Source organism: Candidatus Clostridium helianthi, from assembly GCF_045310795.1.
In the GTDB taxonomy this organism is placed as follows: Bacteria; Bacillota; Clostridia; order Clostridiales; family Clostridiaceae; genus Clostridium; species Clostridium helianthi.
In genome coordinates this window covers 20477-37459 of record NZ_JBJIAB010000003.1, presented here as the reverse complement: position 1 = coordinate 37459, position 16983 = coordinate 20477, and the positions used below count along the sequence as shown (strand labels likewise).

14 protein-coding genes and 1 riboswitch are annotated in these 16983 nt (G+C 27.8%); of the genes, 13 read left to right on the top strand and 1 reads right to left on the bottom strand.

Annotation, left to right across the window (positions count from 1 at the left end):
- Nucleotides 1-12: 12 nt before the first annotated feature.
- The 5 genes from ACJDTP_RS03260 to ACJDTP_RS03240 all read left to right on the top strand — a co-directional run bounded on the left by ACJDTP_RS03260 (nucleotide 13) and on the right by ACJDTP_RS03240 (nucleotide 6142).
- Nucleotides 13-1239, top strand: coding sequence for an aminopeptidase (locus tag ACJDTP_RS03260; RefSeq protein ID WP_406760495.1), 1227 nt, complete (start codon nucleotides 13-15; stop codon nucleotides 1237-1239).
- 399 nt (nucleotides 1240-1638) lie between these two features.
- Nucleotides 1639-2109: a DUF6323 family protein gene (locus tag ACJDTP_RS03255; protein ID WP_077845096.1), complete on the top strand. Its 471-nt coding sequence runs from the start codon at nucleotides 1639-1641 to the stop codon at nucleotides 2107-2109.
- Nucleotides 2109-3467 carry a DUF6179 domain-containing protein gene (locus tag ACJDTP_RS03250; RefSeq protein WP_406760494.1) on the top strand — a complete coding sequence of 453 codons (1359 nt, stop codon included), beginning with the start codon at nucleotides 2109-2111 and terminating at the stop codon, nucleotides 3465-3467. The genes ACJDTP_RS03255 and ACJDTP_RS03250 overlap by 1 nt, the downstream gene beginning before the upstream one ends.
- Nucleotides 3468-3663: 196 nt before the next feature.
- Nucleotides 3664-4401: a chitin disaccharide deacetylase gene (chbG, locus tag ACJDTP_RS03245; protein WP_406760493.1), complete on the top strand. Its 738-nt coding sequence runs from the start codon at nucleotides 3664-3666 to the stop codon at nucleotides 4399-4401.
- A gap of 427 nt (nucleotides 4402-4828) precedes the next feature.
- Nucleotides 4829-6142, top strand: a complete 1314-nt coding sequence (locus tag ACJDTP_RS03240; protein ID WP_406760492.1) for a 6-phospho-beta-glucosidase — start codon at nucleotides 4829-4831, stop codon at nucleotides 6140-6142.
- Nucleotides 6143-6197: 55 nt separating this feature from the next.
- Here ACJDTP_RS03240 and ACJDTP_RS03235 read toward each other — a convergent pair whose 3' ends face one another.
- The gene (locus tag ACJDTP_RS03235) at nucleotides 6198-7538 is read right to left on the bottom strand and encodes an aminotransferase-like domain-containing protein (RefSeq protein WP_406760491.1); all 1341 of its coding nucleotides are present in this window, start codon (nucleotides 7536-7538) and stop codon (nucleotides 6198-6200) included.
- A 427-nt stretch (nucleotides 7539-7965) separates the two neighbouring features.
- Here ACJDTP_RS03235 and ACJDTP_RS03230 point away from each other — a divergent pair, with 427 nt between their 5' ends.
- The 8 genes from ACJDTP_RS03230 to ACJDTP_RS03195 all read left to right on the top strand — a co-directional run bounded on the left by ACJDTP_RS03230 (nucleotide 7966) and on the right by ACJDTP_RS03195 (nucleotide 16921).
- Nucleotides 7966-9504, top strand: a complete 1539-nt coding sequence (locus ACJDTP_RS03230; RefSeq protein WP_406760490.1) for a diguanylate cyclase — start codon at nucleotides 7966-7968, stop codon at nucleotides 9502-9504.
- A 174-nt stretch (nucleotides 9505-9678) separates the two neighbouring features.
- A complete protein-coding gene (locus ACJDTP_RS03225) occupies nucleotides 9679-10644 on the top strand; it encodes an aromatic acid exporter family protein (protein ID WP_406760489.1) in 966 nt (321 codons plus the stop codon).
- Between the two features lie 111 nt (nucleotides 10645-10755).
- Nucleotides 10756-10843: riboswitch (cyclic di-GMP riboswitch) on the top strand.
- Between the two features lie 140 nt (nucleotides 10844-10983).
- The gene (locus ACJDTP_RS03220) at nucleotides 10984-11316 is read left to right on the top strand and encodes a hypothetical protein (RefSeq protein ID WP_077838789.1); all 333 of its coding nucleotides are present in this window, start codon (nucleotides 10984-10986) and stop codon (nucleotides 11314-11316) included.
- A gap of 53 nt (nucleotides 11317-11369) precedes the next feature.
- The gene (locus ACJDTP_RS03215) at nucleotides 11370-12356 is read left to right on the top strand and encodes a 3-oxoacyl-[acyl-carrier-protein] synthase III C-terminal domain-containing protein (protein WP_077845103.1); all 987 of its coding nucleotides are present in this window, start codon (nucleotides 11370-11372) and stop codon (nucleotides 12354-12356) included.
- Between the two features lie 251 nt (nucleotides 12357-12607).
- Nucleotides 12608-13474 (top strand): radical SAM protein, encoded by an 867-nt coding sequence (locus ACJDTP_RS03210; protein WP_077845104.1) that lies wholly within the window; start codon nucleotides 12608-12610, stop codon nucleotides 13472-13474.
- 271 nt (nucleotides 13475-13745) lie between these two features.
- Nucleotides 13746-14174 carry an RNA polymerase sigma factor gene (locus ACJDTP_RS03205; RefSeq protein ID WP_406760488.1) on the top strand — a complete coding sequence of 143 codons (429 nt, stop codon included), beginning with the start codon at nucleotides 13746-13748 and terminating at the stop codon, nucleotides 14172-14174.
- Nucleotides 14167-15195 (top strand): anti sigma factor C-terminal domain-containing protein, encoded by a 1029-nt coding sequence (locus ACJDTP_RS03200; RefSeq protein WP_078114703.1) that lies wholly within the window; start codon nucleotides 14167-14169, stop codon nucleotides 15193-15195. Before ACJDTP_RS03205 ends, ACJDTP_RS03200 begins: the two co-directional genes overlap by 8 nt.
- A 265-nt stretch (nucleotides 15196-15460) precedes the next feature.
- Entirely contained in the window at nucleotides 15461-16921 is a 1461-nt protein-coding gene (locus ACJDTP_RS03195; RefSeq protein WP_406760487.1) for an ArnT family glycosyltransferase, read from the top strand.
- Nucleotides 16922-16983 lie beyond the last annotated feature (62 nt).

Below are 16983 nucleotides of genomic sequence, written 5' to 3'. Positions count from 1 at the left end.
GAGGAAAGCAAAATGAATACAGATACATTAAGAAAGTATGCAGAGCTCGTTGTTAAGAAGGGCATAAATTTACAAGATAAGCAACAATTGCTTATAAATTCACCAATAGAATGTGCAGAGTTTGCTAGACTGATAGCAGAAGAAGCTTATGAAGCTGGTGCTATTAATGTTATAGTTGATTACAATGATGAAGAACTTGCCTTGATAAAATACAATAAAGCTCCTATGGAAAGTTTTGAAAGGGAGCCAAAACATGCTGTATTATCAAGAGAGCAACTTATAAAGGAGAAAACTGCATTTATAAGTATTTCTGCTAGAGATCCAGAGCTATTAAGCGGAGTAGATCCTAATAAGATTTCCACTTTAGCAAAAACAGCAAATAGAGCTATGAAAGATGTTAGTGCTGCCATGATGAGTAATGAAGTTCAATGGTGTGTTGTTTCAATACCTACAAAGGGATGGGCTAGAAAAGTATTCCCTGATTTATCAGAAGCAGATGCAGTAGAGAATCTTTGGGACTCAATTTTTAGTATAGTAAGAGCTGATAAGGAATCACCTATTGAAGCGTGGAATGAACATTTAGAAAAATTAAAAAATAGAAAAGATTATTTAAATGAAAAGAATTTTAAATATCTTTATTATAAATCAGAAGGCACAGACCTAACTGTAGAACTTCCAGAAGGACATCTATGGTTAAGTGGTGAAGAGAATTCTAAAGATGGTATTAACTTTGTTGCTAATATACCGACAGAAGAAGTATTCACCCTCCCAAAGAGAGAGGGAGTAAACGGCTATGTTACTAGTAAAAAGCCATTGAACTATGGAGGAAATTTAATTGATAACTTTAAGTTGACATTGAAAGATGGTAAGATAGTTGACTTTACTGCAGAAAAGGGAGAAGAAATATTAAAAGGATTACTAGATACAGATGAAGGTGCTAGATATTTAGGAGAAGTTGCTCTAGTTGGTTATAACTCACCTATATCAAATTCAGGACTAATTTTCTTTAATACATTATTTGATGAAAATGCATCATGTCATTTTGCTTTTGGAAAAGCGTATCCAACTTGCCTAAAAGATGGTGACAATATGTCGGAAGAAGAACTAATAAAAAATGGAGCTAATGATTCATTAACTCATGTAGATTTTATGGTAGGATCAGAGGAACTTGAAATAATAGGTGAAACCGCTGGTGGAGAAAAGATCCCAGTATTCAAAAATGGTGATTGGGTGATATAATTGTGTCATCTAAATAGATTGCCAAGTAAAAACTTGATGAGAGATTAACCTGTATAAATGAAGATAGACATTTGTTTAGGATGTTAAGTGTTCAGAATTTGATTATCTATTGAAAAAATCAGAATTGTTAAATTTAAACCTAATAATTAAAAAAGGCTGTTAAATATCAAAATTTACTAGATATTTAACAGTCTTTTTAATTATTAAGGATTTTATATTAATGTATAAAAGTTACTATTTATACAAAATGGGCATAAAAAAACACCATTGACTTTCCGGATAGCCGATGATACAATTAATTGTTAGAAGATTATTACGTTTATCTATATATAATAATCATAACATATTTAAAAAGAAATGTCAATGTTTAAAAATAAAAAAGTTTGGATGGTGTTATTTATGAAAAATTATCTTATGTCTATTTCTGATTCTATAATAAGTAAACAAACTTTTGAAGAGATTCTGCAGTGTAATGAGGAGACATTAGAATTTGGATTAAAGCTGAGCGAAGAAAATGTTAAAGAAATAGTTGAGATAAGAAGCGAAGCTTTAAGTAAGAATGGCAGAGTTGAATTTGGTGGAGGGATAATAAAACAAATAATATCAACCTTTTGCGATTCGCCATATATTTCTCAATACAATTATATTGAAACTATAGAGGAGCTAATAGAAACATTTTATTATTATAAAAATGAAACTATGGAAGAAATAGGTGACATTGAATTAATTAATTTAATGAAAGGCTATTTCGATAATGAATGCCAAGGATCTTTAGAGCTACTTAGATATAAGTATTTGGATACTATAGCTCATAATATTAAATATGGGGTTTCTGATTATTTAAATGTGGATGGAGATGAAGAGTTATAATGGATAATTATATTACTGACAGAAATGATACCATTGAAAATTTATTAAGTAAGGAACATTATTTTCAGTCATTACTACAAGTACTTCATTCAAATGATATATTAAATAATAAAGAACTAGAAAATATTCAAGTTCAAATATTAGATATTTTAAGAGAAACTGCAAATTATTATACAAAAGCTGAAAGCTATTCGGTAAGAGTTGAAGTTGCAGAGCAAATAATGTTATCAATTTATTATACTATAGGTAGCTTTCTAAAAGGTAAAACATCAATAAAGGAACGGATTACGTTAATAAAAGAAAATACAATGAAATATTTATTTTCTGAAGGGGAAAAAGTTTTAAAGATTAAAATAGAAGAAAGTAAAGAACTATTAAAGAACGTGCAAAAAAATAAATTAAAGACAGGTAATTATGCGTATATAGATACTATAAATTATGGGATTCCATTATTTTTTATAGAATACGATAGTAGATTCGCAGCTCATGAAACTCAGGGGTCTATAGATTATCCACTAGCTATAGATGAGATGGATTTAGTAGGCATAGAATATATAAACGAATATTTAAGAAAAATAGACTTTGAAAATCAATTTTGTTCCCACTTTGATAGTCATGAAATTGAAAATTTGCTTAAAAGTTTTGATAAAAATTCAGATCATATATTAATAAATATCTTTGAATTAGTTCTGACTAATTATTTAGGATGTATGCTATTAGGGAAAGAAGGAATAACTCTAGATATAACAGATATTGAAAAACGTTATCTTAAAAATAAATTAGGAAAATTGAAAGAAGAGGAATTTAATGAAGTAATATCTATGATAGTTGAAGATATTTTCAAGGAGTTTACTATAAATGATATAAATTTTATTAATTATATAAATAAAACTATTTACAAGATTATGCCAAATATTAAGAAGAATATTGAAATTAATAAATTGGAAAATACATTTATAACATTTAAAAATGCAAATGAAAATTTAATTAGATATGAAGATGGAGAAAGTTTAGAGAACAGCAGATTTAAGGGTATAACTGAAGAAATTAGAGAGTGTGATAAAGTAGAGAATAAGATACAAATTATAAGGGAAGAAATTCATAGTCTTAGGGATTTAGTAAATGTTCTTGGCTCTGATTGCATATTTGATTATGAATTTATTGAGATATTTAAGGTCTTAGATGATTTTGAAATATCATTGCTACTTAAATATATTCCAAATGATTCAGTTATGGATGTGGATTATGGAACTGAAAGTGAGAAGGAGTGGCATGAAAAGCTTAAGGAATATCTTAATATGATTAATGAAGAGAAAAAAAGTAAAATAATTGTTGAATCCTTGAATATTATATTGTAATACTAGTTTGGCATATATAGGCAGTGGGATATGTCCTAGGTTTATAACATGAAATATATCCTGACTTAAAATAAGAGATACGTATAATGTGATTATTATCTAGAGCTATTGCTGATAAAAATAATGTGGATTATTATGGTATTATAAATATATTTCTATTAGACTAAAACATTAAATATAAGGAGTAGAGAAAGATATGAGATTAATAATGAATGCAGATGATTTTGGTATTTCAAAAGCAATTAATTTAGGTATAATTGAAGGATTCAAAAATGGAATAGTAACATCTACCACATTAATGTGTAATATGGAGACAACGGAACATGCGGTTAATTTGGCAAAAGAAAATCCTAAATTAGGTGTAGGAATTCACCTGGTTCTTACCGCAGGCAGACCATTATCAAAGAACGTGAAAACCTTAGTTGATAATGAAGGGAATTTTTTAAAATATGATAATATTGTTGAGTCAGCGTGTATTGAAGATATACGAAGGGAATTTAGAAAACAATTTGAAAAGTTTTTATCTCTTGGGATAGTTCCAACACATATAGATACACATCATCATGTACATTCTATTGAGAGTGTTTTTGAGGTAGTTGCTGAGTTGGCAAAGGAGTATAATATACCAGTTAGGCATATTAAGGCAATTAAAGAAGAAAAGTATGAAAGTATTAAAACAACAACTAAGTTTGTTGATAGTTTTTATAATATTTCTATGATTGAACCCAAAATGTTAATAAACATTTTGGAAGATAATATTAATGTAGATTCTTTAGAAATTATGTGCCATCCAGGGTATCTTGATTCTAAGATTATTAGTAGTAGTTCATATGCATACCCAAGAGTAAAGGAATTAGAAACATTAACTAATAAAGAAGTAATACAGTTTATTAACGAAAAAAACATTGAATTAATAAATTTTAGAGGTATATAACTAAAATTTAAAAATGATTCTTATATATGAAGCAATACATTTAAAGGTTACAATTATTTGGAAATAATGGTTAAGGTTTTTGGTAAAGATATTATTAAATATATTGATAAATAGTATTTTGCTATTAAAGTGCTTCTGAATTTAATAAAAAACACAACTGTACTAGCACAGTTGTGTTTTTATATTATTGAATATGGGATTATATTGAGTTACGATATAGAAAACAGATCTGTTAGAATTTTATGAAAATAAGAGAAAATACAATTTTTATATAAAGTATAGAAGAGGAAATTTCCTATAAGAGTATCTAAATAAATTACTTAAAGAATAAAAAATAAGTATACCAATATAAACAAATACTTAAATTATTAAATCAAAATTTAAAAATGATTATGCTTATATTTTATAATATATAGGAGGATATCTGATGGAAAAAGGAATTAAAATAGTAACAATTGGTGGGGGATCGAGCTATACTCCAGAATTAGTGGAAGGGTTTATAAAAAGATATAATGAACTTCCGGTAAGGGAATTATGGCTAGTTGATATTGAAAGCGGAAAAGAAAAATTAAATATCGTAGGGAAATTAGCTAAAAGAATGGTTAAAAAAGCTGGCGTACCTATGGAAATTCATTTGACTTTAGACAGAAGAGAGGCACTAAAAGATGCGGATTTTGTAACTACACAATTAAGAGTTGGTCTTTTAGATGCTAGGATTCAGGATGAAAGAATACCATTAAGTCATGGAGTAATAGGACAAGAAACAAATGGTGCTGGAGGTATGTTTAAAGCATTAAGAACAATACCTGTGATTTTAGATATAGATAAAGATATGTCAGAGCTATGTCCAAATGCATGGCTTATAAATTTTACAAATCCTGCAGGAATGGTAACAGAAGCTCTTCTTAGATATGGAAAGAATAAAAAGATTATTGGATTATGTAATGTTCCAATTGGCATGGAAAAAGCAGTAGCGGACATGCTTGAAGTAGAGCATAGCAGAATTACTATGGATTTCATGGGATTGAATCATATGGTATTTGGTAGAGAAATTTATTTTGATGGTGAAAAAATTACAGATAAAGTAATAGACTCACTAGCAGAAGGTAAACTGGGGTCAATTGTAAAAAATATTCAAGATTTAGAGTGGAACCCAGAATTTATTAAAGCTCTTAGAATGATGCCATGCCCATATCATAGGTATTACTTTCAAACAGCAGATATGCTTGAAGAAGAATTAAAAGAATTTTCTAAAGGAGAAACTAGAGCAGAAGTAGTTAAGAGATTAGAAAATGATTTATTTGAACTATACAAAGATGAAAATTTAGATATTAAGCCACCGCAATTGGAAAAGAGAGGTGGAGCATATTATTCAGATGCAGCTTGCAGATTAATTAACTCTATTTATAACAACAAGGGAGATATTCAACCAGTTAATACTAAAAACAATGGGGCTATTGAAGGAATAGAGAATGACTCAGCAGTTGAGATTTCATGTATTATAACTAAGGATGGGCCTAAACCTATTGCTATGGGGAAATTACCAGTAAGTGTGAATGGATTGGTTCAAACAATAAAATCATTTGAACGTTTAGTGGTTGAAGCAGCAGTTGAAGGGGATTATCATAAAGCACTTCTTGCATTAACTATTAATCCATTAATTCCATCAGAGAAAATAGCGAAAATATTATTGGATGAATTACTAGAGGCACATAAAGATTATTTACCACAATTTGCTTAATATTATAAAAGATTTAAGGGAAAGAATATGACCCTTAGATCTTTTATTATTGTATTTATGATAATTTTAATATTTCATCATAAATAATATTTAATGCTAATTTCAAATCAGTAGAATTAATTCTAGCAATACTGAGTCTTAGACTATTGTCAAAATTCTCTGTATTGTAGTATGAGGCCGAATTATGGGCTAGAAGAATATTTTTATTTTTTAAATTGTCTAATAATTTATTACAGTCGATATGAGGAGCTAATCTTATAGTAGAATAATAACCAGAACTTCCGCCAAGTATATTAACTAAATTTGAATCCCAAGCAGAAGTTATTCTCCTAAATAATTTTAAAGTGTCCTTTAAATTGCTAGAAAGAATGGCTACATGCTTATTATAGATAGAACTTTTAATATATGACTCAAGTGTTGCTTGAGACACCAATGATGGCATGTAATATGAAAAATAATATGAGTATCTCATCCATTCCTTAAAGTTATTAATTAAATCATCAGGAATTATAGCTACACCAATTCTTATATAAGGTATTGTCTTAGAAAAGCTTCTAAGATATATACAATTTCTAAAATCCGAATAATAATAAATAGGTGAATATCTTGACAAGGTACTTAAATCTGAAAAATAATCATCTTCGATAACATATACATTGTAAGTATGGGCAAGCTTCATTATTGCTTTTCTTTGATTTAATGAATAATAAGTGCCTAAAGGGTTATGATTTCTAGGAATCGTGTAAAAGAATTTAATACTTTGGTTTTTAAATATTTCTTCAAGTTCATATAAATTAATTCCATTCTCGTCTCTTTTTATAGTTCTAACTTTCATATTCTCATACTTTAAAAAGTTTATATAATAAGTATAAGAAGGATCTTCGATAAGTATAGTATCATTGCCATTTGGAAATTCCATCTTTGAAAAAAGAGTTAATACTTGCAGAATACCTTGGGATAGAATTAAATTTTTACTTTTAGAATATATATCATCTCTCATAAGTAAATCAGTTAACAGTTCACGTAAAGAAGGAAGGCCTTCTAAATCCATGTTTAGAGACATGTTGCTGTGGAGCTCCAGAGCTGAGTTTAAGCAATGCTGAATATCCTTTATTGGAATATTGCTAACCAAAGAGTTACCAGTTGATAGATCATAAATATTAGCTTGATTTGTGCCAAATCGTACAAGGTTATCAGCAACGTAAAATCCACTCTGAGGTGAAGAGTAAACTATATGTTCATTACATAGGTTATTGTAGGCTTTAATCACAGTTCCTTTACTGCATTTGTATTCCTTGCAGAGGGAGGTGAGTGATGGTAGTTTAGCACCTTGAGACATTTGATCAAGGATTATTTTTTGTTTTATGTCGTATGAAATTTGTTCGTATATCTTCAACAATTTAATCCTCCCTAAATTTTTATAAAATTAGTTTAACATATGTAGATAATTTTATAAATAATCTCTAAATGGCTATTAGAGATTATAGTATATAATTGTTATTTTCAAATATTGAATGATAGGTTTATTTAAAAATAATTTTAGTATTATAGTAGGAAAAATTCTACAATGTCACATTTTATATTAATAATTATATATATCAATATATTTACTCTCATTAAGTCTAAAAATTCGATATTTTAATGAAAGAATATGTTATAATTTTCTTGTTAAAACAGAACATATTTAAATAAAATGTTGAAGTTAGAAATCAGAGAAGGCAGACAATGTACAGTAAAAATAATTAGTAAATTATATATAGATAAGAAGTAAGATGGACTTGTTTAAAATAAACTATTTAATATTAGTAGCTTAGGAGAAAATAATGGAGAAGAATTCAGTTAGATATACTAGAGTTATAAAAACTATAAGAAAGAGATATATATTAGCATTGTGCATAATTATTTTTGCATTATTACTAAGCCAGATAATAGTTCAATGTAATATAAATAATGAAATGAGCTATTCTAGGATAATCAATATTGCAGGGAGACAAAGAATGCTTAGTCAAAAAATTTCAAAGGATGTATATGCTATTTATTTATCAGAAAACAAGGAAACGGAAGATTTGTATATAGATGAATTAGCTTCAGCATTAGAAATATGGGAAAAATCTAGCACTGATTTGCAAAGAGGGAATATCGAAGAGGGGATTTCTAAAATAAGCAATAAAAAAATTGAAGATATGTTTTTAGATATAAAGAAACCACATGAAGCAATGATTAATAGTTCACGTGAGATTATAGATATGGCAAAGATCAGTAATTACAATAGAAGTCAATTTTTAAGTAAAATGCGAATAATCGAAGAAAATGAAAAGTTGTTTCTTAAAGGGATGGATGATATAGTTTTTCAATATGACCTAGATGCCAAAGAAAAAATTTTAATGATAAAGAATATTGAAATTATTTTATTAGCTATAACATTGATGTTAATATTATTTGAAATTTTATTCATATTTGCTCCAGCAGAAAAGAGCATAATCAAGGCCTTTAGAGATATTAATGAAAGCCGAAAGAATTTTTATAAACTATTTGAAGTAGCGCCTGGGGCTATGTTTTTAGTGGATTATGATACAGAAGATGTAATCCTTATAAATAAGCAGGGGAAGGATTTTAAAAGCAAGTTATTTGAAAAGGATAAAAAATTAAATATAAGAAATATTATATTTTCCAAAGTTGAAAATAATGATGAGTGGATTAAAAAAATAAAATTTAACGAAAGACTTGAAAATCAAGAAATGGTTATTACAACTGAAGCAGAAAAAAATATAGCAATGCTTATATCATCTATTAAATTATATTTTGGCAAAAAAAGTACTATATTATTGGCAATTGCAGATATAACAAATCAGAAGAAGGAAAAAGAAGATTTAGAAAAATTGGCCAATGTTGATGAACTTACTGGGATTTTTAATAGAAGATATGGATTAAGTATCCTCGAAGATACTTATGCGAAAGCGAAAAGTGATGATGAGGATTTTTCTATATGCTTTATTGATATTGATGGCCTAAAGTTAGTAAACGATAAATTTGGACATGATGAAGGCGATTGGTATATAAAAACAATTGCCAACTGTATTAAAGAAAACATAGGAGAAAGTAATTCGGCATTTAGGCATGGCGGAGATGAATTTATTGTTATTTTTCCTAAAATAGATAGTGGACAAGTAAATCAAATTATTGATAAAATACAAAAAAGATTAAAAATAATAGAAGATTCAGAAGGTAAAACATATAAACTAGAAATAAGTTTTGGATTAACTAGCTATAAGCTGAATGAATCAGATAATTTAGAGGAGCTGTTAAGGAAAGCTGATTATAAAATGTATGAAAACAAAAAGTTAAAAAAAGCTTCTAGGTAATTAAATATATGCCTCTTGTAATTTCCCAAAAGGAGGTATATATTTCATTATAAATCTAGAACACGTGTGCAAAAAAAGTGTAATTTAATTGAGATATCCATAAAAGGTAAATTACATATAAAAGTGAAAATTATATAATGAATAAGAATTTAAGCATGGTAGGAGAAAGTAAAAATGATAAAATATTTACAATCTAAAACTCTTAAAATGGCACTATCAGCTACAATAGCGATTATTATATCAAATTATATTGGTTTACAATTCGGAGTGACTTCAGGAATTATTGCAATACTAAGCATTCAAGATACAAAAAAAGAATCTTTATTAGTTGCAGGAAGAAGAATAATTGCATCTGCATTAGCCATTCTTTTGTCGTTTATGCTATATTTATTACTTGGAAATAACCCAATCATATTTGGATTATTTTTAATTATATTTATACAAACGACAATAATCTTAAAAATAGAGGAAGGAATGGTAGTTGGATCTGTATTATCAACACATTTACTTACAAGCACAAATATAAATATTTCATGGATTATAAACGAAGCACAATTAACTGTAATAGGAATTGGAGTAGCAATGATGTTTAATCTATATACTGCGTCATTAGAAGAACAATTTGAAAAGAATAAAGAAAGAATAGAAGATTATTATAGAGCTATATTATCAGATATGGCAGTAAGCCTTGTTACTCAGGCTGTACCAATTTATGAAAAACAAATATCAGTGAATGTTGAGGAATTAATTAATAAGTCTAAATTTATGGCACAGATAATAAATAATAATCGTTTATTTAAAAAAAATGATTATTATTTGAGTTATATAGAGATGAGAATAATACAGCTAGATACAATGAAAAGAATGAAGAGGCATTTTTCGAGATTTTATATGACTTATGATCAAACTAGAATATTATCAGAATTTACAAATGAAGTTGCAATGAATCTAAAGGAAGATAATGATTGTGTAGAGCTTATAAATAAACTAAATTTACTTAGAAAAGACTATGAAAAAATGGATTTACCTAAGAATCGAAACGAATTTGAAAACAGAGCGTTGCTATTTCAGTTTTTGAATGATTTAGAAGATTTCTTAGTTATTAAGAAAGAATTTAAAGAATCTTTTCAAAATAGGTAGAGGTTATAAATGTAACTTACTAAAATTAGTTTTAATGCCATTAATGGTAAAAATATTAGTATAAATATTGAAATTTATCAAAAATAAGTGTAAAATTATGCATATCATATGCATTGATAATAGCACACTTGCCGAAAGGCAGGGCCGCAAAGCTATGGGTCTAAAGAAATTTATTTTCAATGATTGCCAGGTTGCCAAAATGTAGTTATATAAACATTAGTCATTTGTTTATTTTTGGTGCCTATTAATAATTAATAGGCACCTTTTTATTTTAATAGAAAATCATTGAAATATGTGTATATGATAAGAATTTAAATAAAGAAAGGTTAGGTGTAGTAAATGAAAAAGTATCAGTTGTCTTTGGACAAGGCGAAAAAGGAGATTAACATAAGGATATGGGGAATGTTTGAACCAGACGATGCTAATAGTTTTGTTGAAGATTTTAGAAAAGAACTATCTCCTATACAAACTTCAGAATATGTATTAAATTTTGATGCAAGAGAGTTAAACGTTTCAAGACAAGAGATGTTACCAATGTTAGAAGGATGTTTTCAAATGTACAAGGCTTGCAAGTTTGTAAAGGTTATAGCAAATGTTGGTAGTAATATAACTTTAAAGATGCAATTATCAAGAATAAGTAGGAACACTGGATTGGGAATTGAAATAATTTAAAACAATACATAATTTATAATATTAAATTGAATTACATTAGCTAGGAGATTATTATGGGAATAAGATTAAGTTGCATTGATATTTGTCATGCATCTAAAGTTGTTTCAAATGATATTTATTTAAAACATTTTGAAAAACAATATAAGGATGTAGAACATTTATTGGTAGATGTAATGGGTAGAGATAAACGCTTTATGTTTAATGAACAGGAGACAACTTTATCTCTAGCAGTAAAAGTAGCAAAATCAGCATTAGATAAAGCTAACTTGACAGGTAGTGACATAGATGTGCTAGTATATTCATCTATATTATCTGAATATATAGCACCAGCAACATCTATTTTAATACATAAGGAATTAAATGCGGGAAGAAATGTAATGTGTTTTGATATGAATGCAAATTGTGCTGGTATGACTGTTGCCTTAGAGAATATATCAAATTATTTAGAATCGTCAAAGCGAGCTAAAAGAGCATTGATTATTGGTTGTGATGATGTCGATTCGTTAGCTGATCCCAATAATGAGCTTTGCTATGGAAATTATGGACATGCTGCATGTGCAATAATTTTGGAAAAAGTTGAAGAAGAGTGTGGAATAGTTGATGCAGAATATTATATAAACACAGAGGAAAGTCATAATATTATGTATCCAAGTAAAGGATTCTCTAATTTCTTCAAATCAAATGATGTAGGTGAGCTTTATTTGAAATGGTTGCCATTCGATGGTGGGGCATGTGTTTATCCAGCAGCAGAGATTGCTAAAAAGATGCTGAAGAAAAATGGCTTAGAAAATGAAGACATTAAAATGTTCTGCTTTTCTCAGTTTGCGTTTATAAATATAAAAAATATAAGACAACTTTTAGATATAGGAGAAGATAAGAGTATATATATAGGGAATAAATATGGATATACTGGAACTACTAGCCCTTTCATAGCATTGTATGAATCGATAAAGGAAGGTAAAGTTAAGAGAGGGGACTATGTAATTTTCTGGACTATTGGATCTGGTTCTCAGAGTATAGTTATGTTATATAAATATTAGTATTAGAAAATGCACTTCATAAATATAACCTTCTGTAGTAAAATCTATAGAAGGTTATATTTATGAGTTTGATGCTATCATATGAAATGCAAGTAAGTAAATATACTTTAGATAAATATATATTAGAATATCACTAATATGAGAATAAATTCTTATAGATGATTTAATGAAGTAGAAAAATATATAGAGATAGTGTTAGAACTTAAAAAATGCTATATTAATTAAAGAATAACAGGGGAGATGGTTTGATAATGTACGATTATCCACTATATAGACCTCCAAGTGAAAGTAATAGTCTTATAATACAAGTAACTTTAGGGTGTTCTCATAATAAATGTAATTTTTGTAATATGTATAAATCTAAGAAATTTACAATAAAATCTTTGGAAGATATTAAAACAGATGTAAATTACTTTAGAGAAATGTATTCGCATGTAGAAAAAATATTTTTGGCAGATGGTGATGCGTTAATCATTCCAACGGAAAAATTAAAAGAAATTTTAACGCTTATAAGAAATACATTTTCTGAATGCAGGAGGGTAACTCTTTACGGGACACCAAAATCAATATTAGGTAAAACTCATCAAGAGTTGAAAGAACTTAAAGACTTAGGCTTATATATGATATATATGGGTGTTGAAAGTGGAAGTGATGAGGTTTTAAAGGATATAAATAAAGGAGTAAACAGTAACGAGATAATTGATGCTGCTAGAATGGTTAAAAATGCTGATATCTTTTTATCAGTAACAGTTATAGCTGGAGTTGGCGGCATTGAAAAAAGTGATATTCATGCAATTAAAACAGGCGAATTAATAAGCGCTATGGCTCCAAATTATTTAGGTGTATTAACTCTTATGGTTGAAAAAGAAACGGATTTGTATAATAAAATATTAAGAAAAGAATTTAAACTTCTAAGTGATAAAGAAGTATTAAATGAGATAGAGATATTAATACAACATATTAATGTCAATGAATCAGTTATATTTAGATGTAATCACGCATCAAATTATGTTTCTCTAAGAGGAAGTTTACCAGAAGATAAAGAAAAATTGCTTAATCAAATTAACTACTATTTAAAAACTAATCAAATAAAACAAGAGGAATATAGAAGATTGTAAGCAAACAGAGGCATTGCATAAGATATAATGCCTCTGTTTTTTTATAGTCTTTATATTTTTAAAAACATAATTTTTTAAAATATATTAGATGTATGTTCACTTTTTAATATACTTAAAAGTTATATATATGTGGCGCCATTAAAAATGAAAAACAATTGTTTATAGAATAAATACTAATTATTTTTAGTGTGTTCAATAAAGGGGGGGATGAATCATTAAAGATAGTACATGTGATTTAATAAAAAAAGATTTATCTATAATATATAGGTATTTGATTTCTATAGGAGCATCAAAGGAAGATTCAGAGGATATTATACAAGAAACTTTTATCAAGACTTATGAAAATATTGACATTTTAATTGATGGGAACATAAAGGCGTGGATGTTTAAAGTATCCATAAACAAATTTTATAGCTTGTACAAAAAGAGCAAGGTGAACATAAGTTTAACGGATGAATTATTAATAACTATTGAGAGCGATTTTAAAATTATGCATATAGATAGTGCTTTAGATATTAATAGAATTCTATCTCTAATGAAAGAAAGTGAAAAGAATCTACTGGTTTTAAAATACAGTATGGGTTTAACTTATAAACAGATAGGGAAGCTACTTAACATTGAAGAGGGATCAGCTAAGACTTTATGCTATAGAGCAAGAAATAAGTTCAAGAAAATATGGGAAGGTGAAGAATTTGAGTAAAGATATTGACGAATTGTTTTCTGATAGAATGGAAGAAGAAATAAAAAAAGAAGTGAAAAAGAAAAGAAATAAATTAAATGTGAAACTTATTGCAATCGGAATTATTTCAACTTTAATTATAATTATCGTTGGAAATCTGGCTTTAAATTTTGCAAGTAATAAATATGTAGAAGGTTCATATTCAAAAGAAAAAATAGTAAAGCAGTTAGAATATTCTATAATGTATCCAAATGAGTACGTAGGAGAAGAAAGGTGCATTGAAATGGGATATTTTAACTATGAAACTGTTGATTATGTTAGTAAAAGGATAGGAAGCAGGGTTCTTTTTGCTGGATTAAAAACAAATAATAGAAGTATATTTGATAATAAGTTTGAAAAAGTTGATCAAGGTGGACGGACAATAAGTAACATCCCTTTAAATGATGATATAAATAAAAGGTATAGTACTGCATATGGATTAAGAGAATTACATTTTTTATATCCGTATGTCAATTATGGAAGAAATATATATGAATATGAAACAGATAAAAATAAACGTACAGAAGATGAAATATCGGAAGGTAAAGAAAATATAATAAATGATTTTCATTTTTTAGATGAAATGGATGATAATAAAATGGTAGAAATGGCTTTGTCTTTTGATAAATACTATACCTATGAAGAAGTAAATAGTATTTTGGATAGTAATCTAATAACATTTTACTGGGTAGATAATAATTCAGATGAGGAAAAGAAACATATTATTGAATTTAATAATCCAGCATTTAATGTTATTGGGATAAAATCCATTGATGGAGCAGGAGAGTTTAGAAGTGATACAGACGGTAGAATGCAAAACTTTAAGGCAGCGATTAAACAGTTAAAGGATATAGGGGAGGCTCAGTATATCAAAAATATTGATGAGAATGATATTAGAATAATTGGAGCTGTAGTGGTTGGAAGTCCAAAAGAACTAAAGGCGATTGAGAATAACCCGATTATAAAACATGCTGTCTTAGGCACTGTAGTTGATAAATATTAATTAAAGAGAGTGATTTAATTTTACTAGTAATAATACAACAATTAACTATGAAAGTAACTTTTGGTTCTAGACTAAAAGTTACTTTTTTTATCCTCTAAGAATTTATATTGTAATGAAATCTGTGGCCCTTGTACTCCTTATGAGTATAAATTATGGAAAAGGTTGATTGACATTTTTATGAATGTATATATTTTTCAAGCTAAGGTTAATATAGTAAATGATTTTATGAAATTAAAATATTAAGTATATTACAGGGAGGCAAAGTATGAGCATGTTTAGAACAAAGTTAATTGATAATATTATAGGGCTTGTTGAAAAATGTTATTACATTATATTAATAGCTATATTGTTAGTTGCCTCCTTTAATATATTTTACAATTTAGGTGTCATTCCTATATATAGCTGGGATGAGGCACGACATGGTGTTAGCGCTTATGAGATGATAAAAAATAGCAATTATATAGTAAATACATATGCTTATAAAAATGATTATTGGAATTTAAAACCGCCAATAAGCTTTTGGGCAATAGCTATGGGATATAAATTTGCAGGATTTAATGCTTTGGGGCTAAGGGTATTTTCTGCATTTGCAGCAATAATAACTATAGTACTTGTAGCAATTTTTAGTTTGAATATATATGGGAGATTGACATCTCTGATTGCGACAACTGTTCTAACAACAACAATACCATTTATTACAGAGCATTGTGCAAGAACCGGAGATGCAGATGCCATATACGTTTTATTTTTTACAATATCGGTAATGTCTTTAATTTTAATGGAAAGGAGTATTAAATGGATATATGTATTTGGATTATCATTTTCAGCAGCTTTTTTAACTAAAAGTTTTCATGCAGGTAATATCTTTTTTATAGGAATACTATATTTAATATTTAGTAAAAATTTATTTAAATTAACATTAAAACAAATTTTGACATTAGTATTGAGTGCATCTTTTCCGATTCTTATATGGGCAATCTTGAGATATGCCAATGATGGAATAGCTTTTTTTAAGACCATGATAGAATTTGATTTGATGGCAAGAACATCAAGACCTTTAGAAGGACATATTGGAGGAAAGTGTTACTACATTGAACATTTGCAATGGTCATATTTTTACTGGAATCTTGTATTTGTAGCTGTTAGCATGACATATTTGACTATAGCGCATAGATATATTACAGGCAGGAAACTAATAAATTGCAATTTGATAATATGGCTGTCGATGATTATTCCGTTTATATTATATACTATTTCAAAAACGAAAATTTCATGGTATGTTTTACCGATATATCCTGCCGCAGCAATATGGATAGGATATGCATCAGGTTTTATATTAAAAGAGCGTAATAGAAACTTTGCTACACAAATAGTATTGCTTGCTATGATTATATTATCGATATATAAAAGTGAAGAAGTTATAGTAACTAGAATTTCAAATCCAAAAGAGGACTTGAGTCAAGAGCTTATTCAGGAAATCGGAAACTTACCAGAATATCGCGGAGAAAAAATATATGTAAATCATTTTGAGCAAAGCTATTGGCTAGATAGCGAACTTTATGCAGATTTGACTCCATTAGAAGGTGGCATAGAAGGATTTTTGAAAGATAATGAAGATAAAACATTATTATTTATTAAAAAAGAAGATTTGGACTCACTTGGAAATGAAAAAGATAATTTAAAAGCTATACTCGAAAATGATGCGGCCTATATTTTTGCAAAATAATATAATTATGGTTTTTTGTTGACGAAATTCATTACGAATTATACAATAGAAAAAGTGTTTTG